The organism is Acidithiobacillus sulfurivorans (assembly GCF_018853815.1).
Lineage (GTDB): Bacteria > Pseudomonadota > Gammaproteobacteria > Acidithiobacillales > Acidithiobacillaceae > Acidithiobacillus > Acidithiobacillus sulfurivorans.
This window is the reverse complement of record NZ_JAAOMP010000028.1, coordinates 14,135-32,400: the sequence shown is the minus strand read 5'-3', so window position 1 is coordinate 32,400 and position 18,266 is coordinate 14,135. Positions and strand designations below refer to the sequence as shown.

General features: G+C 50.2%; 20 protein-coding genes and 1 pseudogene. 13 read left to right on the top strand and 8 right to left on the bottom strand.

Annotation, left to right across the window (positions count from 1 at the left end; genetic code table 11):
- The first annotated feature begins 98 nt into the window (after window positions 1-98).
- Genes HAP95_RS01825 through HAP95_RS01815 form a run of 3 tightly spaced genes read left to right on the top strand, consistent with a single transcriptional unit; the run spans window position 99 to window position 2,383 of the window.
- Window positions 99-608 carry a hypothetical protein gene (locus HAP95_RS01825; protein WP_215882716.1) on the top strand — a complete coding sequence of 170 codons (510 nt, stop codon included), beginning with the start codon at window positions 99-101 and terminating at the stop codon, window positions 606-608.
- Between the two features lie 31 nt (window positions 609-639).
- A complete protein-coding gene (locus HAP95_RS01820; protein WP_215882715.1) occupies window positions 640-1,638 on the top strand; it encodes an aminoglycoside phosphotransferase family protein in 999 nt (332 codons plus the stop codon).
- 4 nt (window positions 1,639-1,642) lie between these two features.
- Window positions 1,643-2,383, top strand: a complete 741-nt coding sequence (locus HAP95_RS01815) for an HAD family hydrolase (RefSeq protein WP_215882714.1) — start codon at window positions 1,643-1,645, stop codon at window positions 2,381-2,383.
- A 5-nt stretch (window positions 2,384-2,388) separates the two neighbouring features.
- Here HAP95_RS01815 and HAP95_RS01810 read toward each other — a convergent pair whose 3' ends face one another.
- The 3 genes from HAP95_RS01810 to HAP95_RS01800 are packed head-to-tail and all read right to left on the bottom strand — an operon-like array spanning window position 2,389 to window position 4,581.
- Window positions 2,389-3,132, bottom strand: a complete 744-nt coding sequence (locus HAP95_RS01810) for a TIGR02186 family protein (RefSeq protein ID WP_215882713.1) — start codon at window positions 3,130-3,132, stop codon at window positions 2,389-2,391.
- On the bottom strand, window positions 3,133-4,047 hold the full coding sequence (locus tag HAP95_RS01805) for a sulfite exporter TauE/SafE family protein (RefSeq protein WP_215882712.1): 915 nt from the start codon (window positions 4,045-4,047) through the stop codon (window positions 3,133-3,135).
- Window positions 4,048-4,581, bottom strand: a complete 534-nt coding sequence (locus HAP95_RS01800; RefSeq protein ID WP_215882711.1) for a universal stress protein — start codon at window positions 4,579-4,581, stop codon at window positions 4,048-4,050.
- A gap of 204 nt (window positions 4,582-4,785) precedes the next feature.
- Here HAP95_RS01800 and htpG point away from each other — a divergent pair, with 204 nt between their 5' ends.
- The 7 genes from htpG to HAP95_RS01765 all read left to right on the top strand — a co-directional run bounded on the left by htpG (window position 4,786) and on the right by HAP95_RS01765 (window position 11,835).
- Entirely contained in the window at window positions 4,786-6,678 is a 1,893-nt protein-coding gene (gene htpG / locus HAP95_RS01795; RefSeq protein WP_215882710.1) for a molecular chaperone HtpG, read from the top strand.
- Between the two features lie 351 nt (window positions 6,679-7,029).
- Window positions 7,030-8,541: an outer membrane protein assembly factor BamB family protein gene (locus HAP95_RS01790; RefSeq protein WP_215882709.1), complete on the top strand. Its 1,512-nt coding sequence runs from the start codon at window positions 7,030-7,032 to the stop codon at window positions 8,539-8,541.
- Window positions 8,542-8,553: 12 nt separating this feature from the next.
- The gene (locus HAP95_RS01785) at window positions 8,554-9,642 is read left to right on the top strand and encodes a TQO small subunit DoxD (protein ID WP_215882708.1); all 1,089 of its coding nucleotides are present in this window, start codon (window positions 8,554-8,556) and stop codon (window positions 9,640-9,642) included.
- Window positions 9,643-9,708: 66 nt separating this feature from the next.
- Complete coding sequence (locus tag HAP95_RS01780; protein ID WP_215882707.1) at window positions 9,709-10,263, top strand: DNA-3-methyladenine glycosylase I; 555 nt, start codon at window positions 9,709-9,711, stop codon at window positions 10,261-10,263.
- A gap of 149 nt (window positions 10,264-10,412) precedes the next feature.
- Window positions 10,413-10,628: a hypothetical protein gene (locus tag HAP95_RS01775; protein WP_215882706.1), complete on the top strand. Its 216-nt coding sequence runs from the start codon at window positions 10,413-10,415 to the stop codon at window positions 10,626-10,628.
- Window positions 10,629-10,680: 52 nt separating this feature from the next.
- Window positions 10,681-10,950, top strand: a complete 270-nt coding sequence (locus HAP95_RS01770; RefSeq protein WP_215882705.1) for a hypothetical protein — start codon at window positions 10,681-10,683, stop codon at window positions 10,948-10,950.
- Window positions 10,951-11,019: 69 nt separating this feature from the next.
- Complete coding sequence (locus HAP95_RS01765) at window positions 11,020-11,835, top strand: outer membrane protein assembly factor BamD (protein ID WP_215882704.1); 816 nt, start codon at window positions 11,020-11,022, stop codon at window positions 11,833-11,835.
- A gap of 18 nt (window positions 11,836-11,853) precedes the next feature.
- On the opposite strand, the gene HAP95_RS01760 is transcribed toward HAP95_RS01765, so the two are convergent.
- Together HAP95_RS01760 and HAP95_RS01755 are read right to left on the bottom strand one after the other, a co-directional pair.
- Complete coding sequence (locus HAP95_RS01760; RefSeq protein ID WP_215882703.1) at window positions 11,854-13,329, bottom strand: MDR family MFS transporter; 1,476 nt, start codon at window positions 13,327-13,329, stop codon at window positions 11,854-11,856.
- A gap of 1 nt (window position 13,330) precedes the next feature.
- Window positions 13,331-14,425 (bottom strand): AI-2E family transporter, encoded by a 1,095-nt coding sequence (locus tag HAP95_RS01755; protein WP_215882702.1) that lies wholly within the window; start codon window positions 14,423-14,425, stop codon window positions 13,331-13,333.
- 383 nt (window positions 14,426-14,808) lie between these two features.
- Here HAP95_RS01755 and HAP95_RS01750 point away from each other — a divergent pair.
- Window positions 14,809-15,274, top strand: a pseudogene (locus HAP95_RS01750) (DDE-type integrase/transposase/recombinase); the annotation flags it as partial.
- Between the two features lie 250 nt (window positions 15,275-15,524).
- Here the strand turns inward: HAP95_RS01750 and HAP95_RS01745 are convergent.
- From HAP95_RS01745 to HAP95_RS01735, 3 genes are all read right to left on the bottom strand, one after another.
- Window positions 15,525-15,974, bottom strand: a complete 450-nt coding sequence (locus HAP95_RS01745; protein WP_215882701.1) for a DUF2442 domain-containing protein — start codon at window positions 15,972-15,974, stop codon at window positions 15,525-15,527.
- Window positions 15,971-16,297 (bottom strand): DUF4160 domain-containing protein, encoded by a 327-nt coding sequence (locus HAP95_RS01740; RefSeq protein ID WP_226832424.1) that lies wholly within the window; start codon window positions 16,295-16,297, stop codon window positions 15,971-15,973. The genes HAP95_RS01745 and HAP95_RS01740 overlap by 4 nt, the downstream gene beginning before the upstream one ends.
- Before the next feature lie 167 nt (window positions 16,298-16,464).
- A complete protein-coding gene (locus tag HAP95_RS01735; protein ID WP_215882700.1) occupies window positions 16,465-17,334 on the bottom strand; it encodes a slipin family protein in 870 nt (289 codons plus the stop codon).
- A gap of 378 nt (window positions 17,335-17,712) precedes the next feature.
- Here HAP95_RS01735 and HAP95_RS01730 point away from each other — a divergent pair, with 378 nt between their 5' ends.
- Window positions 17,713-18,042, top strand: coding sequence for a hypothetical protein (locus HAP95_RS01730; RefSeq protein ID WP_215882699.1), 330 nt, complete (start codon window positions 17,713-17,715; stop codon window positions 18,040-18,042).
- A 64-nt stretch (window positions 18,043-18,106) separates the two neighbouring features.
- Window positions 18,107-18,235, top strand: a complete 129-nt coding sequence (locus HAP95_RS17230; RefSeq protein WP_264318801.1) for a hypothetical protein — start codon at window positions 18,107-18,109, stop codon at window positions 18,233-18,235.
- Window positions 18,236-18,266: the final 31 nt, after the last annotated feature.

The window sequence follows — 18,266 nt, the reverse complement described above, 5'->3', positions numbered from 1 at the left end:
GCACGACGTATTGCCCGGTTTGGTCTCTGGCCGCAACCATGATACAAATCAGTTGATAGCCTGGAACACTCGGGTATTCCGCAAAGGAGTGATGAACATTGGCCCCACGCAAATCTCGCCGTTCCAGGAAAAAACCCTGGATTCTGGTGGTTATTATCGCGCTGATCACTGCCGCTATTGCCATTGGTATTGCCCTCAACATTCCGATATCTCCACAATCCGTCAGCCCGACTTCTGAGAAACCGGTACCCAAGAAAACAAATGTTCCCAAACTGATGAAAAAAACTCTGGATCTGGGTTCTTTTGGGGTGATGGTGCGCAGTGCTAATGGTTCGGAAAAAGCATTAACTATTCACCCTGTTGCCATTCTTCACGGGCACGGATCCTGGCAGCCTCTTCATGACGCCCAAAATCATTTTGAGAGCCTGATTGCCAATCCCTTCATGGCCTTTCCAGACCTGAATCAGGTTGCGCATTCACCGACCGTACAGAAAGATCTGAGTCGTCAGATCATGGACAACATCGCCCCGACCCTGGCGCGACTGGAACCAGGCTGGACCATTGAACGCATAGAGCTCCATCCCGCCCTTCAGGAGCCACCACCATGAACAACGAGGACGACAGAATGGAGCAGATATCGTGAAATATCTCGGGCGGCTGAATCCTCAGGATCCGCTTTTTGCCTATTTACGCGATGATGTTTATCCGCAAATACTGCCGAATGATCAGGTCCGCAATTTTCGGGTATTTCAGTTTCCTGCTTCCAATGAGGTTTTTCTGTATGAAGAAACCCATTCTCAGCAAAAGGTGATTGGGAAATTTTTTCAGCGTCCGGGTAAAGATCCCCAAAATGCCTGGGACAGAGCCTGGAATGAGTGGCAAAACCTGCATTATTTGCGCAACATCGGTCTCAATCATAAGCATTTTCATATTCCTCAGGCTTTTGGCATTGCCCGTCAGATGAATAGTCTGGTCGTGGAAGAATATTGTCCCGGCCAATCATTATCGAGTGTTATGAGTCAGAGTCTTGCTGAACACCATGAAGATTTGCTTTATGCCCGTCTCACCGATCTCGCCTGGTTTCTGGCCAAGTTACATAACCACACGGCCGGCGCTGAGACGGTTCACTTTCATACCCAGTTTGCCTACTTTGACAAAATCATGGCCCGCCTGCAGCGGCGCCATCGCATTACCGAAACACAATTACGGGAAGCCTATGGATTTCGGGAACAATGGCAGCAGTCTCCCTGTATGTGGAGCGATCAGGCGGTCCTGATTCATGGAGATGCCACTCCATCCAATTTTTTGTTTGCGCAACCCCGAACCATTATTGCCATTGATTTCGAGCGCATGAAACGCGCTGATCGGGCCTACGACCTGGGCATGATTGCCGGTGAAATCAAACACCATTTCCTGCGCAACACCCATCATGGTGAGCAGGCCGAGTCCTACATCGGTCATTTTCTCTGGGAGTATAGTACCCATTTTCCCGACCGACAGGCGGCATTTGCAGCCATCACCCAGAGAATTCCCTTTTATATGGGCATGACGCTGTTACGCATCGCCCGTAATTCCTGGCTGGACTGGCGTTACAGTCAAATTCTGGTTCATGCTGCACTTTCTGTTCTAAGGAGGTAGTCTCATGTCTATTCGCGCTGTCTGTTTTGACTTATATGGCACACTGATCAACATAGAAACCAATGAAGACATGGAAGAAATTTATCGAGGAATTTCTCATTATCTGACGTATCACCGGGTATTCATGAATCGTCGGGAAGTACGCGAACGCTATTTCGCTGTCATGAAAGAACACAAGCGCCAATCCACCGAGCGTTATCCAGAAATTGATGTAGAAGCCATCTGGCATACCATTCTGATTCAGGAAAACAGCAAGCCCCTGAATGGCAGAGAAAAATTGGCCAAGGAACTGGCGCGGCTGCATCGCGGCATTTCCAGAACCCGCCTGGAACGTTATGAAGGAGTCAAAAGAACGCTCAAAAGCTTGCAGGAACAATACCAGCTTGCCCTCATTTCCGATGCCCAACGCTGTTTTGCTCTGCCCGAAATGCGCGCATTGAATATCAAAAAGTATTTCGACATTCGCATCATTTCCGGTGATTACGGATATCGCAAGCCTGATTCCCGATTATTTCAAATGGCTGCCGAGCAACTCGAAGTAGCGCCACATCAGGCCATTTATGTGGGAAACGACATGTTTCGGGATATTTATGGCGCGCAACAGGCTGGATTTAAAACTATTTTCATAGACTCCAACCAAGGATCAAAATCCTACAACGATATTCAGCCGGATTATTTCGCCCACGACTTTTATCAGATACTGGATGGCGTCGCTTTTCTGGCGCAAAAACATGCAGACAACTGAATCCATCAGGCTGAACGCCGGCGCATGAGGATGCCCAGAGCAAAGCCCAATCCTGCCAGAATAAAAGTCAGGACAATGCCGTAGATCCAGCTGTTCTCTCTGGCAAAACGGGCAATCCACGCTTGAAAGCCGACCTGGCGGACATCAATCTGCTGCTTGCGGACTGCAACCACCTGTTGCTGTCGGACCAAATAAGTCAGCAATTGATAATGACCCAGAGGTAATGACGCCGGCAGTTTGATTTGCGCCGAAAACAATCCCTGTTTCAGGGTCACCCCAGTGGATTCCACCACGTAATTGCGGTGGCGAAGTTTCTCGTCCAGAAAGGCTTTTTGCCAGGTATCCAAATGATCGGGTTTGGGAGTGAAACGGGCTTTATCTACCAGCGAAGACAGGGTTAATCCCCGTTGCTGCAGGGTATCATCAGGCAGAATGTGACTAACCGGCGCAGAGGAAAGCCGCTGCCAGATTCCCGGAGCCTTGGTCACCGTTACCTTTGCACCATTCAGCCAAATTGGCCCAGTTCGGGTTTTTTGCTGCATGGCTTCCGTACTGTCGGGCGAACGCAGTATGACAATGACCTGCCCCGGACCCGTGATGGCACCGTACACCAGCAGGTTTTCCCCGACAAAATGGCTGGTCACGTTCACCTGATCCGTACTGGTAGCCATCACCAGGGGCGTAGATGCTTCTGCCAGCATGGCAGCACTCATAGTCAGCAACATGAGCATCAGTCGCAGATAAAGCATCTAAACAACCCGCGCCATGCTGAAAATGTGTTCAGGCGTAACAAATAATCCCAAACCCATTTTGATAGCCACGCCCACGACCACCAGGGCCAGCACCAGACGCAACTGTTCCCCCTTCATATGCGCCCCGGCCCGCGCCCCGAATTGCGTGCCGAAAATAGAACCTAAAACCAAAGCCAGAGCCAGATAAGGATCTACGGCATGATTCATTCCCGCCTGCAAAATACCCACTTCAGCCGTGGTAAACAGCAATTGAAACAATGAGGTGCCTACCACCACCTTGGTGGGCATTTTCAACACATAAAGCATGATGGGCACCATCACAAAACCACCTCCAACCCCCATCAGCGCGGTAAGCAAACCCACGCCGAAACCCAGTAAAACCGGGGTCAGGAAAGAAAGGCGCAATCCTGAAACCGGAAAATCCATTTGTCCCGGAAGGCGCTGCAGAATGGACTGATTTTTTGTCCGGTTTTTTTGGGATGCATGCCCATGCCGACCACGCAAAGCCAACAGCGATTCAATCAACATGGAAGTACCAATAACACCCAGCAAAATGACGTACAGAAAAGTCACCACCAGACTGAAGTGGCCACCCGCCTCCAAAATCCGGGCAATGTGTACACCAATCAGCCCCCCCGTCCAGCTCCCTGCCAACAGGACAAAGGCCATGCGCATATCGACATTACCCATGCGCCAGTGTGCGTAACTGCCAATGGCCGAGCCACCGACAATCTGGGCCGCTCCGGTACCCACGGCAACCAGTGGCGGAACCCCAATAAAAATCAGCAGGGGCGTAATCAAAATACCCCCACCCACTCCGGTCAATCCCGACAGGAAACCCACCGCCAAACCAAAGCTCACAATCAGCCAGATATTCACATCCATGTGGGCGATAGGCAGGAACACTTCCACTCAACGATCTCCCTGTGACGGATCGGGACAAAAGACCGCAGAACACAGTTGGTCGATGTTCGTATCAGGCGGCACCAGCAATACCGGAACTGCCAATGCCAGGCTCAATTTTGCACCGAGTCCCCCAAGAAGATGGGGTAACCCTCGCGGTTTACTTTCCGTGCCAAAACCACGCTGTCCTACCACCACCATGATCGTTTCCGGAAGACTCTGGACCAGATGCGGAATTTCCTGTTCTGGATCCCCTTCCAGCAGAAAATATTCTGGCAGCCCAATATCACAATGTTCTTCGATACGTTCGGCGACGGCGCGCAGATTACTCTCCGCTTCAAGACGGGCTTCTGCCAGTAGTCTATCGGTCAGATCACGGGAAAACAGTCCACCGCCAAAACCCAGTGGATCATTGGCCACATGCAGTGAGGTCACCAGCCCAAGACGTGCACCGAGAAGACGTGAAAACCGCGCCGCCACAGCAGCCGCCAGCAAGGCATTTTGTGATCCATCAATAGCCGTCAACAGGACTGGAGCTGACATAAACAACCTACAATGTTGAGAGATTTCATCAATATTAGAGGATGGCCCTATGCCTGTCGAGGCGGCAAGCTCAATGCGCAAAGTCCATTGTCCCAGCAGAACAGTCTATAAGTGCTCTTGATTCTCGGTGAAGCAGGCCCCACTTCCAGTCTGTCTATTGAAATGATAGCTGCTCAGACAACTTGTCTATACGAAGGAGAAATTATGACCACCAACAAGGAAACTCTACAATTTCAGACTGAAATCAATCAGCTGATGCATTTGATGATTCATTCTCTGTATTCAAACAAAGAGATTTTTCTGCGTGAACTGATTTCCAATGCCTCTGATGCCTGTGACAAACTGCGCTTTGAAGCCTTGGCAGATCCCAGCCTGGTTGCGGGAGACAGCGAACTAAAAGTGGAGGTAGATTTTGATGCCGAACAAGGCACCTTGACGGTCCGCGACAATGGTATCGGGATGAACCGCGACGAAGTCATTGCCAACATTGGAACCATTGCCAAGTCGGGAACCAAAGAATTTTTTGAGAGACTGAGTGGCGATCAAAGCAAGGATGCCAAACTGATTGGTCAATTTGGCGTCGGTTTTTATTCTGCCTTTATTGTCGCCGACCGCGTAACGCTGAGTACCCGTCGAGCCGGCATGGAAGTAGAACATGGTGTGCGCTGGGAGTCCGATGGGACAGGCGCCTACACGCTCGAAACCGTCGAATTACCAGAGCGTGGCACGGAGATAGTGCTGCACATACGCGAAGATGAACGCCAGGACCTGCTGAATCTCTGGCGCTTACGCGGCATTATCAACAAATACTCGGACCATATTCCCCTACCCATTCTGATGCGTAAAGCGGGCGAAGATGGTAAGCCCGGCGATAGCTGGGAAACCGTCAATAAAGCCTCTGCTCTTTGGCAACGTTCCAAGTCTGAAATCAGTGATGCGGAATACAAGGAATTTTATCAGTACGTCAGCCATGACTATGCTGATCCACTGGCCTGGGGGCATAATCGGGTGGAAGGCCGCCTCGAATATACTTCTCTGCTCTACATTCCTGGCAAGGCACCTTTCGATCTTTGGGAACCCAATCAAACGCACGGCATCAAGCTTTACGTGCAGCGCGTCTTCATCATGGACGATACCGAACATCATATTCTGCCCCGTTATTTGCGCTTTGTACGCGGCGTCATTGATTCCAGCGACCTCCCCCTTAATGTTTCCCGCGAAATTCTCCAGGGCAACCGCGTCATTGACCAGATGCGCTCGGGTTCCATCAAACGGGTACTCGGCCTTTTGGAAGAAATGGCTGAAAAAGAACCCGAAAAATATCAAAACTTCTGGAATGAATTTGGACGGGCACTGAAAGAAGGTCCTGGTGAAGATTTTGCCAATCGCGAACAAATCGCGAAATTATTACGTTTTGCCAGTACCCACACAGATACCGAATCTCAGAATGTTTCTCTGGCTGATTATATTGGCCGTATGCGCGAAGGTCAGGACAAAATATATTACATTACTGCAGATACTTTTATTGCTGCCAAAAATAGCCCGCAACTGGAACTGCTCCGTAAAAAGGGTATTGAAGTATTACTGCTCAGCGACCGTGTGGATGAATGGTTGACCAACCACCTGCATGAATTTGAGGGCAAGGCACTGAGCTCTGTGGCCAAAGGCACGCTCGATCTGGGTAGCATTGAAACCGAAGAAGAACGGAAATCTCAGGAAGAAATCGAAAAAACTGCAGAAGGTCTGGTGGAGCGTATCAAAAATGCGCTGGGTGATCGGGTTGAAGTGGTACGGGTTTCCCACCGGCTGACCAGCTCACCGGCTTGCATGGTCCTGGGCGAACGGGACATGGCCCTGTATATGCAGCAATTATTGAAGCAGGCTGGGCACGAAGTACCCAGTACCAAGCCCACCCTGGAAATCAATCCTACTCATCCTATGTTGACCCGCATAGAAAGTGAAAAAGATGCATCACGCTTTGCTGAGTGGTCATCCCTGTTACTGGATCAGGCGATTCTGAGCGAGGGCGGACAACTGGAGGATCCTGCTGGTTTTGTGTCCCGTCTCAACCAGTTAATGCTCGCCCTGGCAGGCTGATAAACCCACTGATCCTTTTGTTCAATGGTCATGGCATCACCTTCTGATCAGCAGAAGGTGATGCCTTTTTTATCTGCATATTTTATTAAAAAATAATACCCTTTCTTTTAATTCACAATAAATATCATGCTTGAAATTATTTTTAAGATATTAAGTGTAATCATATGTAACCATGTTTCAATTTTTTACATTTATATTATTGATATCTCATATCGAGAGGTTTAGGGTTCAGTAACTCAATGATGATACTGAATTATTCATTAACAAATTAGAATTTTCTAATTATTCAGCACGCCTCATGAGAGAATTTCAACGATGTTGTTTCACATTTTCAATGCACGAGGAGAAGTGATGAAATTCCGCAAGATAGTCATATTGTCAGCAGTCAGCATCTTGATTTCCGGGACCGCCTGGGCGCAGACCAATCAGGTACCTCAAGATCCCATCAACAATACCCTGGACCCCCAAAGTCCCTTTGCGACGCTATATTTACCGCAAAATGCGCCACAGGCAAATGATCAGGTCGGTCCTTCGGAGTGGACCCACGCCTATGGAAATCCTCAGCACAATGCCGGATTCCCTGTTGCTCACAACGCGCCCCGTTGGATTCGTGATGGCGTCCGCTGGAATTTCCCTGAAGCCCGGGCCTGGCCGCTCAATGATAACCATCCCTACGGCGAAAAAGTGGATGGCATCAAGGAAGCGCTCCCGGTACAAACCCAGTTTTATGGAAATGCCCTGGGCGTTTCGGTTGTCAAAGGGGTCGTGTATGCGGAAAGCGATGATATGTTCGCTTACGCTGTCAATGCCCAAACTGGCAAGCTGATTTGGCGTAGCAGCCCGGTAGCCAATACCCTCATGGGTAATCCTTTGGTCGTCGGCAAAAAGGTCTATCTATCTGCGGGTAGCGTGTCTTTCAATTTTGCCAATGTCATGGAGTATTCCAAACATCCCAAGCAGGCCGGGCGCGGCAAGGATATTAGTTACAACGGCATTTTCTGCCTGGATCGCAAAGATGGCAAGCTGCTCTGGAGCTTCAAGACCCAGGGAGATGCCATGCCCACCCCGGCCTATGCGGACCACTCCCTTTTCATCAGCACCGGCGACGGCAATATTTACCGGATTCGCTCTACGGACGGAAAGGCTATCTGGAAAACCCATGTAGGAGGCATAGCCAACATGTCCAGCCCCGTAGTCTGGAAAAACCACGTTTACGTCTCCATGTCCGTCATCCCCGGTCTTTATGCACTGAATGTCAACAACGGCAAGGTGTTGTGGAAAGGTGAAATTCCCGGTGCCGTCAATACCGGCATGGGCGATGTCTCTCCTGTTGTGGACAACGGTATTGTCGTCATGGACACCGTGGCCAACCCCAAAATGGTGGATGGCAAACCCTCCATGGAAACCTTGGTTCGGGCTTTTAACGCCAATACCGGACAAGTTCTGTGGACAAACAATATGGGACGTGGCCCCAAGATTCCGGCCTTTAAGGGTGGGGTTCCCATGATTCATGATGGGATGGTTTATGTCGGCTCCCCCGTCACCTCGACCTATGAGGCAATGAATCTGCATACCGGTAAAGTGGCATGGACCTGGCACGTACCCAATCCTGGTCCTGCCGGAGCAGGACGTGGCGCACCGACGTACTATGAAAATATGCTCTATATTTCTACTGGACCGGACATTTATGCCATTCAGCCTAAAACGGGTCAGATGGTTCACGAATATCATGTCGGAGGTCGCTTTGGCATCGTGAATCCCACCATTGTCGGGGGCACTATGTACCTAGGTAATTCGTGGGACTGGATCAACGCCGTACCGGTCAAGGACGTCAACCCGCAATTCAACGCCAACAAGGCTTAACAGGAGTCAAGAATGGCAACAACCATGAAATCTGCAGCAACCGATCAAGCCTCGCAACATTCGTGGCGCATACTGGCCATTGGCATGCTCGCCGTGCGTTTTGTCCAGGGCTGGATTTACTGGGGTGGTGGCTCCCGCCGCTTCATTTATGGCCCCCAGAAAATCAATCCGGCCGGACACTGGATGGCTTACAAGTTTCAAACCGCCATGCCGGGAGCGATTCTTGGCTTGAATCATCTGGTGGCTTTTTTACTGCACCATTTTGTCCTGCTTTATGCGGGAGTCATCATTTTCAGCGCGGTTGAACTCATTTCCGGATTGATGCTGTTGTCCGGCTTCATGACCCGACTCGCGGCTTTTTTAACCCTGGGTCTTTCTTTTACGCTGATGCTGTTGTTTGGCTGGCAAGGGGCCACCTGTATTGATGAATGGACTATGGCCGCATCCAACTTCGGCATGGGAATCACCCTGCTCCTCGTTGGTGGTGGCGCATACTCCATTGACAACTGGATGATGAAACGTAATCCGGCTTTAGCCCAGAAAGGCTGGTTTCGCTGGCTGGGAGGCAGTTTACCCCTACCCCTGTCCGACGGTGCTTTCAAAAAGCTGGCCCTAACCCTGTTCTGGATTGCGGTCATTTTCATTGTCGCCACCTATTCTTACTATCGTGGCTCAGTGATCACCCCCTTCCACGGCGATCCTACCGGCGTAAAAGCCCACCATGTCAAAATGACCGATGTGCAAGTTCTGCCCGATGGTCGCGTGGATGTGCATATGTATATTGATGCAGGAACGGCTTCCGTACCGGCGCATATTATTGCCATCCGCCTGCTGGATTATAATGGCAAAGTCGTGGAGTCCTGGGATGGCAAGCAGCTTTCCCGTCTTAATCCCAAAGACATTCACAATGATTTTGCCTACCAGCAAATTGCTCCAGATAAAATTCTGGGCCTTAAGGCAGGTCTGGGTGCAGAAGCCATGTTGCACCTACCGGTCAGCAGTACTGGCTTTATCAACACCAGTTCCGGTCCTTACCAGTTGCAAGTACTGAACATCAATGGTCAGAAAGCGGAAGTAAGCGCACAAATCGCCGCTCATTAAGGGCATTTGACGCGAACCGTTCGGCGGGAGACGATGCTGTTTGTTTCTCACCGGACGGATTTTTGTATGCAACGCTGTGCGTGGGTACCTCTCGACAAAGCAGATTATGTGCAATATCACGATCTGGAATGGGGTGTTCCCGTCCATGATGACCGGCAACTTTTTGAAATGCTCATTCTGGAAGGCAGCCAAGCCGGGCTGAATTGGTACACTATCCTCAAAAAGCGAGCAGCCTATCGTCAGGCTTTTCACCACTTTGACCCTGAAGCGGTGGCCAGGATGCCCGACACAGAGCTGGAAACGCTTTTAAACAACCCGGAAATTATCCGCAACCGCCTGAAAGTCTATGCAGCACGGGATAACGCTCGCATTTTCCTGACTATTCAAAAAGAATTCGGCTCTTTTGATGCGTATGTCTGGCGATTTGTCGATGGTCAGCCCCTGGTCAACCGTCCCGGCAGTATTCTTGAAGTACCCGCCCGTAACGAAATATCGGATGCCCTATCCAAAGATCTCAAAAAACGCGGCATGCGCTTCGTAGGCCCGACCATCATGTATGCCTATATGCAAGCTGTCGGCATGGTCAATGACCACAGCACCGACTGCTTCAAAAGTTTTTAGTCCACAACCTTGAAAGCAGTCGTTGGCCGGGAGGCTTTGCCGCGCCTTTGGCCAGCGCCGTTGTTGTTCATGGCGTCATCAGAAAGACTTGCATTTTCCTTTTTATCGGGTTACTGTATTTATATACAGTAACCGTAAGGAGGCTTATCATGATTACGCATCATTCTACTCTGCAGCTCTGGACCAAAACTATGGGAATCATTGTCTTTGGGGCATTCATCGGCGTCTGGCTCGGCCACCAGGATAAACACTATCAGCCCGGCCCAAGCTCAGCCATGGAAACTGTCGCAGTCCAGCAAGTGCAGTATTTACCGGCCAGCGCGCAAGATCCCGTCACGCCCCAGGATCAGCGTCCACAAATTTGAGATCGTGCTAAACTGCTGCGCGACTACCATCCACCATATGCAGAGGAAAACATTGGAACTTGATCACAAGGCCCGTGAGGCCATTGAAGACATCATCAACCGCCGGGAGGGTATCAATTCCATTCAGGCACAGTTGAAAGAAGACATGAAGGCCATTGCCGAATATCTGGCCGTCAAACCTGCTCAGGTGGCGCGTCTGATTAATCTGGTAGAACGGGAACGCGCCAAGGGAGACGTGCTCGAAACCGAACGTGGCGTCATTGATGCCGCTGAATCCATGGTTCCGGTAACCGCTTCTGCCCAAGAGCCTGCATCCATTTAAGGCAGCCGGGGAACTTCTGGCAGATTGTCGGCGTCATACTGGTTGATCCTGAATAATAGTGAACCAGAGATGCCGCCGCTTACCATTCGTACTTACAAAACCGCCTTACCTTCATTTCTTTTTATTTCTGCGCTGATGACCTTGTCTTTGTCCGGTTGCGCCAGTACACCCGATAAAAAGGGCGAGCACATCCACGTAGCACCAGTTGCGCAAATGTTCAGACCGGCCCAGGAAGCTCTGCATCGGGGCGATTACGATCAAGCCATCCGGCAATTTGAAAATTTACAGACAGAATATCCCTACGGCCCCTATTCAGAGCAGTCCCAACTGGATACTGCCTACGCTTATTACCGGTCTGGTGATTCCAAAGCGGCAGCGGCGGCAGCCTCGGCTTTTATCAAGGCACATCCCGCAAATCCACATGTTGTTTATGCTTATTATCTGAAGGCTCTTGCCGAATATGAAGGCATTGAGGGTCCGGAATATACCCCTACTCCCGACTATCAAGCATTAAACACGTTCACCTATCTGGCCAAAACCTTTCCCAAGACACCATACGCAGTCAGTGCCCGACTACACATTGCCAAAATTATCGACATTCTCGGCCAGCGTAATCTTAATATCTGCAAGTTTTATTATATTCGCGATGCTTATGTGGCTTCCGCCAATCGCTGCAGCAGGGTCATCACTGATTATCAACTCAGTCCGGCCCGTGAAGAAGCGCTGTATTATTTAAGTAAATCCTACCTGCATTTGAATTTGAACCAGCAAGCGCGTACCACAGCGGCCATACTCCATGCCAACTATCCGCAGGGACGATTCACCAAAAGGCTGCGCTCACTTTGGGAACATGCACCCAAAGCCAGCACAGCCTACGTCGGTTAACATTTGTTACCTGCAGCGTTAGCTCTCTCCATTCGAGAGGGCCTCCAGATCCTGACGTTTTTTTAAAAGAATTTGCATATCTTCCAGAAACCAGGCACCGACAAATGCAGCCAGACTAAAACTGGCAGCTATCAAAAAATCCGTACGCAAGGTCTGAACAATCATGGCAGCGTGTTCGGCAGATGACGCAACACCGGCCATTAATCCAGAAAAAACGGCACCAAAAGCAGCCACTCCCAAGGTTCCGCCCATGGAGCGAAACAAGGTAACCGTCGAAGTAGCCACGCCGAGATTTTTATGCGGAATCGCCAATTGTGCTGACAACACTAATACCTGCATGGTCATGCCAAGACCAAGGCCCAACAACACCAAGGCACCGTCGATATGCCACATCGGGGTCTGCTCACCGAGCCTGGAAAGCCAACCCAAAGAAACCGTGATCAGCAGTGCACCGATAATGGGAAATTCCCGATAGCGCTGTTTATGGCTGATCCGCCGCCCAGCCATAATGGACATGGACAACATTCCGACCAAAAGATATAACAATTCGAGTCCCGACATGGTGGGTGAAAAATGGCGAACATCCTGGAGGTAGATGGGTAAAAAACTGATGGAACCCAACATAGCCAAGCCCACAAAAAAAGACAGGATGACACTCAGAGTAAACGTCCGGAAGTTAAAAAAAGACAGTGGTAGCAATGGTTGAGGATGGTGTTTTTCAAAGATGAAAAATCCGGCGAAACTACCCAATCCCAGCGCCAGCATCAACCATAATTCGGGAGAATTCCAGGCCAATATTGGACCTGCCACGCTGGCAAATAAGACCAAAGCACTGAGTCCCGTAATCAGCAAAACGGTCCCCCAGACATCCATAATCCATTCAGCCGTACGGAGAGGTTTGGGAAAGGCGGTGCCAATAACCAGCAAGGCAAATATGCCAATGGGCACATTAATATAAAAAATCCAGCGCCAGCTCAACGTCTCCACAATAAACCCACCCAGAAAAGGGCCAATTAAAGTAGCCAAACCAAAAGCAGCACCGACCAGCCCCTGATAGCGGCCTCTTTGGGTTACCGGAATAAAATCCGAAATAGAGGCAATGGCTGTTACCAGTAAACCGCCACCACCAATACCCTGTAAGGCACGAAACAGAATGAGTTCATCAATATTTTGAGCCAATCCCGAAAGGGCTGACCCAGCCAGAAATAATAATACAGCGGATTGCAGCAAATATTTGCGGCCCAGCAAGTCACCGAGTTTGCCATATACCGGCAAACAGACCGTTGAGGTCAGCAGATAAGCCGTGACAATCCAGGGCAATTTAGCCAACCCATTCAGATCACGAGCAATAGTCGGCAAGGCTGTCGAAACAACCGTCTGATCCATCGCCGCGAGAAAAATAGAGGACAGAATAGCTACAAACATCAGTCGCGCCGACCAATCTAGCTGAAAATTCTTCTCGTTCTCGATAGTGACCGATTTTATGTCCTGCATATCAGCTCGATTGCTCCGCGTCACCACTCTTCCACCCCTGCCACCAGGCCATCAACATACCCATCAGCATCGGACCCACAAAAATGCCCAGCACCGAAAGCCCCCCAATGAGTCCCATAAAAATCAGCATGAAAGGCATTCTTGAACGACCACCGATGAGTAACGGTTTCAACAAATTATCTGCCAATGTGGTGATAATATTACCGGCAATAAATATCACCAATGCCAGCAGCGGTTCAGATGCTGCCAACCAGACCCATAAGGTCACGCCGGTAAATACTGCTGAAGCACCAAAGGGAATCACCGAAAACACCCCGGATACCGTCCCCCAGATCAAGGCATGCGGTACTCCGCAGGCTGCATATAAGGCCCAAAACAACAGGGCTTCAAACAAACCGGTAATCACGACACTCCAGAAAGTGCCTCGCAAAATATCGAGACCACGGGCAACCACCTTCCATACCTCAGCACCAGCCAGCCCGGTAACACGTTCTGCCAGTCCCTGAGCCAACGTTTCACCATGCAACAGAAAGAAAAACAGGAGCAGCAACGCCAGACTGGCATTTAAAGCAGTATCTTCGGCACCGCCAAGAACATTCAGCACCATTTGCCCATGCGCCAGCAACGCATCCGAGCCCCCGAGAACCTGCAATCCCGTAAAATGCGGGGCCAAGAGGACGCTTTTTGCACTGATTCCTGGTAAAAATGCGCCAAGCCAACCCGTGGCAACGCGCCACAAATGTCGCAACGGATCCAGTAAAATGAGTGGCAAATGCTGACTCATCCAAGTGGGTAAAGCCCAGTGCGATAATTCCTCCCGGGAAACCCATGGCCCGAGCAAATGCAGGCCGCGCAGCATTTCTAAAATCACAAAGGCCAGCGGCAAAAGAATCAAACTGGCCGCAGTCAGGGCAAAAAACAATGCTCCCAAAGGTCGCCATCGCCCCGGAATGCGCGCCACAAAAGGCCAGAACACCACAGACAGCACCGCCGACCAGGCCAAGGCTGACCAAAAATCCTGCAATATCCAAATCAATGCAAAAGCAATCAGTAAAATGGGTAACCAACGCTGCACGGATTGAGTACGATCCGTCAAAATGCTGCCCTCGTCTGAAATAGCTTTTCTATTATGCCTGAAACTGCATTTTGGAGCGTCATAAAACCGCGCCGACAGTGTGTGAGGCCGAGCGCCAGGAGGCGAAGGAAAGTAACCGCCTTGAACTGGGAATATTGATGAACCGCCCCGGGTTCTATGGAGGCTCTACAACGTGACAGAATGGAGCCAATACGATGACAACGAAGACTCACAACAAGATGAACAAATTTTCTATAGAAGTGCGTGAACGGGCCGTGCGGTTGGTTCATGATCACCGGGGAGAATACCCCTCATTGGCAGCGGCACTGGCCTCTATTGCACCCAAGATTGGATGTTCAGCCAAGACCCTGGGGGGGGTATGGGTTCGACGCGTTGAGATCGCTGTTGAACATTTAATGCGCCGACAAGGGTGGCAAGGCGTAAGGCGTGGCAAGTCGCAGCGCACTACGAACCGGATCATCAAGCGCCTCGTCCTCAGGATTTGGTGCAGCGCAATTTTCAGGCAGAGCGGCCGGATCAGCTCTGGGTGGCTGATTTTACCTATGTATCAACATGGGAAGGGTGGATTTATGTGACTTTTATCATTGATGTTTACGCCCGGCGCATCGTGGGCTGGCAGACCAGCACCTCCATGCGCACGGAGTTTGTACTGGATGCTTTAGAACAGCGGAAGTTATTCACCATCTTGGGCCTTGGAAAAACCGGTCAGCGGTAGAAATGGCCACGTTGGAATGGGTTTATTGGTATAACCACCAACGCCTTTTCGGTCCATTGGGGTATATCCCTCCCGCAGAAGCTGAGGCAAACTATTATGCGCAGTTATTGGAACAGCCCAATAGGACCGCTTGATGGGCTAGTAAATACCCTCCACCGAACCCAGGGCAGCTCACTCCTAGATAAAACTGGGCGGCGTCAATTTGATGCGCAAAACTGATTCACATGACGGGCAATACGCGGAACTACTCACAGATCCCAAGCCTCTTCATAGAGGCACTCAGGCCCCGCATCCTAGAATGACCGAAGGTGGCCTATAGTAGCTCTTCCCATGCCGCCTGTGAAGGACCGCTCTCGCTGCAAAATCGCCCATTATTCAACTTATTCAAGCTGCGTGGCGTTCAAGCACCTCATAACCGATACAGGCCAGCCAAACGGTCTTTGGTATCGGGCGGGAGCCATTTTTGTAGTAGGCTATCATGCGCCGAGTCATACCGATGGCTTCCGCCGCACGGCTTAGGCTGAGATTGTTCCGCTCCATCCACTCGATGAAATCCTCACGCGTCGGTAATCCTGCCTGCTTCCTACCCACGGCATAAAGACGGTCTGCGCCCAGGTCTAGTCCGCCGGGCCAACTCAGGCCATCGCCCCAGTCATCTGCATGCCCCTGAGCGAAGAAGGCTGGATCATGAAGCGCGCAAAAGGGATCCTCCGCCTGTGGCGGGCCAACAAGATCCTTGATATCCGTGGTGAACACTTCGCCAGTGGACCAATGGATTTCTATCTGGAACAGGCCAGTAATCGTCGCCGTTTCAATTTTGGGTGCGTGATTCATGGATTCAACCTCCGATATTCCGTCAATAGGGCATCCCGATGCGCCTCAATCCAGGTCCGAACCGGTTCCAATCGCTTCCGGGGCGAGACATGGCCGACTAGAAGCGCGCCTGTCTCAATGGCCAGCGACACACGAGATCCGTCACGAAACTGCACATGGACGTGCGGAAGCGGATGCTGCTCCCGACCATTGATGCGTATGCGCCAGTCATCCCCTACGGAGTAGTTGGTCATGGCTTCATGATAGGGAAACCATTGCACCATATCAAGGTTGACATCAATTTCGCTACACTTCGGTTTGTTCGGCCATTTCCAAAGCACCATACTCCCTACTTAAGCCAACTCCGCCACAGTCAGAGTCAAGGGCAGCACTATTTTCCAGCGTACAGCAACCTGGCACTTTGCTGAATTATCCTTCTCAACCCACTTTCGATCCCTAGGTCTATGTTTTGCCTATTTCAAAGGCGATATCTGACACCGAGCAAGTCGGATTATTCCATAGAAGGAACCTGAACTGGTGTAGCTTCGGATTCTGCTATGGGCGGTGCAGCTTTCGGGGCAATCACGGGTGGAGTAGCTGTATTCTTCTCCATTAGTTCAAGAAAGGGCTTTACGAGATCAATTGGCATCGGGAAAATGACGGTTGAATTTTTTTCTGCGCCAATCTCAGTCAGCGTCTGCAAATAGCGAAGCTGCATCGCCGCTGGAATGCTTGACAAAATTTGCGCCGCGTTCACTAAAGTCTGGGATGCTTGAAACTCGGCTTCCGCGTGAATAATCTTGGCTCTGCGATCACGTTCGGCTTCTGCCTGCTTGGCAATCGCACGGATCATATCATCGGTCAACTCAATCGTTCTAATTTCGACATTGCTGACTTTAATTCCCCAAGTGTTGGTCTGTGTATCCAGAATTTCTTGAAGATCATCGCTGAGTTTCTTTCGGTCCGACAACATCTCGTCAAGGGTATGCTGCCCCAATACTGCACGCAGCGTAGTTTGGGCAAGCATCATGGTCGCAGGTACAAATGATTCCACCTTAATAATCGCATGTTCAGGATCTATCACATTGAAATAGAGGATGGCATCAACCTTCATCGAGACATTGTCACGAGAAATAAGATCCTGAGCTGGAATTTCGACGACATGTATTCGTAAGTCTACCCGCACGATCTCCTGAACAAAAGGAATTATAAAGACTAACCCAGGTCCTTTTACGTACTGAAACCTACCAAAAGTGAAAATCACGGCTCGTTCATATTGGCGTAGAATTTTTACCGATGCCTTAATGAAAATAACTAGAATTACGAGTACAACTATGGGCGCAATAAAGTTCGCGGCAACATCGTGCAGTATATCAGACATGTAGCACCTCTTGGATCCGTGAATTCAATGTAAGGATAATTAAAATTACCAAATTAGGCGCAAAGAAAACCGCTCTTCTCACAATGGACCCATGAGTCAAGACTGTCAAACAGCAGGGATATGGGTTGATCAAAACCTGATCTTGATGGCTAACGAATGCTGCATTTTGACCTTTTTTATCTTTTTGATCCCGATTGCCTTGTCATCCACCTTGTGAATATCAGCAAATTCAACATTAGTGGCTCGGATTACCGATTAGAAATTAAACGTGTCAATGAAATTGACGAATTTTTTACCGTACGCTGCGACCAGGAATAAGTTATACTGCGTTATGCATGGCGGGTGGTTTGTCATACATCGCTACACAGGAGCATGTTCATGAATCACTGGATGACAAACATTATTGGCATTCTACTTATCGGCAGCGTCGCTGCCGGAGCCCAGGCAAGTACAGACAGGGCATCGACCCCTTATCCGCTCACGCATAACAGGACCATCGCTCAGATGCGCGAGCACCTCCACCATGAAGAGATCGCACAGCACCGATTGGAAGAAAGGATTGTCAGGCTGAAGGCCCAACATGATCTGGCAGGCGTCATTCGCACAACGCAGCAACTGAGAGCCAAGTCGGCCGATATAGTAGGGCTCAAGTCAGAGCTGCATGATGCTATGAACAATGGTAAAGAGTACCAGGGCGAGACGCACTGAAGCCCGACAACCAGTTATTCCAGATTGACCATATATTCCATGCAGTTGCACAGGGAAAACCATCATGAGCAAAGCACAGAAAAGCAATAAAGAAACCCGGAAGCAGCCAGCGATGACACCCAAAGAGAAAAAACAGGCCAAACAGGTCAAGAAACATTCCAGCAATATGGGTACCACCATCGTTCCCCGCTGAAATCAGCGGCGCCCAGCCAAAATAAGGTGGG

What these genes read in the sequence shown, in the direction of transcription:
- HAP95_RS01815 (WP_215882714.1), top strand. Translation starts at nt 1,643, where the DNA reads ATGTCTATTCGCGCTGTCTGTTTTGACTTATATGGCACACTGATCAAC.
- HAP95_RS01810 (WP_215882713.1), bottom strand. Translation starts at nt 3,132, where the DNA reads ATGCTTTATCTGCGACTGATGCTCATGTTGCTGACTATGAGTGCTGCC.
- HAP95_RS01800 (WP_215882711.1), bottom strand. Translation starts at nt 4,581, where the DNA reads ATGTCAGCTCCAGTCCTGTTGACGGCTATTGATGGATCACAAAATGCC.
- htpG (WP_215882710.1), top strand. Translation starts at nt 4,786, where the DNA reads ATGACCACCAACAAGGAAACTCTACAATTTCAGACTGAAATCAATCAG.
- HAP95_RS01790 (WP_215882709.1), top strand. Translation starts at nt 7,030, where the DNA reads ATGAAATTCCGCAAGATAGTCATATTGTCAGCAGTCAGCATCTTGATT.
- HAP95_RS01785 (WP_215882708.1), top strand. Translation starts at nt 8,554, where the DNA reads ATGGCAACAACCATGAAATCTGCAGCAACCGATCAAGCCTCGCAACAT.
- HAP95_RS01780 (WP_215882707.1), top strand. Translation starts at nt 9,709, where the DNA reads ATGCAACGCTGTGCGTGGGTACCTCTCGACAAAGCAGATTATGTGCAA.
- HAP95_RS01775 (WP_215882706.1), top strand. Translation starts at nt 10,413, where the DNA reads ATGATTACGCATCATTCTACTCTGCAGCTCTGGACCAAAACTATGGGA.
- HAP95_RS01765 (WP_215882704.1), top strand. Translation starts at nt 11,020, where the DNA reads ATGCCGCCGCTTACCATTCGTACTTACAAAACCGCCTTACCTTCATTT.
- HAP95_RS01760 (WP_215882703.1), bottom strand. Translation starts at nt 13,329, where the DNA reads ATGCAGGACATAAAATCGGTCACTATCGAGAACGAGAAGAATTTTCAG.
- HAP95_RS01745 (WP_215882701.1), bottom strand. Translation starts at nt 15,974, where the DNA reads ATGAATCACGCACCCAAAATTGAAACGGCGACGATTACTGGCCTGTTC.
- HAP95_RS01740 (WP_226832424.1), bottom strand. Translation starts at nt 16,297, where the DNA reads ATGGTGCTTTGGAAATGGCCGAACAAACCGAAGTGTAGCGAAATTGAT.
- HAP95_RS01735 (WP_215882700.1), bottom strand. Translation starts at nt 17,334, where the DNA reads ATGTCTGATATACTGCACGATGTTGCCGCGAACTTTATTGCGCCCATA.
- HAP95_RS01730 (WP_215882699.1), top strand. Translation starts at nt 17,713, where the DNA reads ATGAATCACTGGATGACAAACATTATTGGCATTCTACTTATCGGCAGC.
- HAP95_RS17230 (WP_264318801.1), top strand. Translation starts at nt 18,107, where the DNA reads ATGAGCAAAGCACAGAAAAGCAATAAAGAAACCCGGAAGCAGCCAGCG.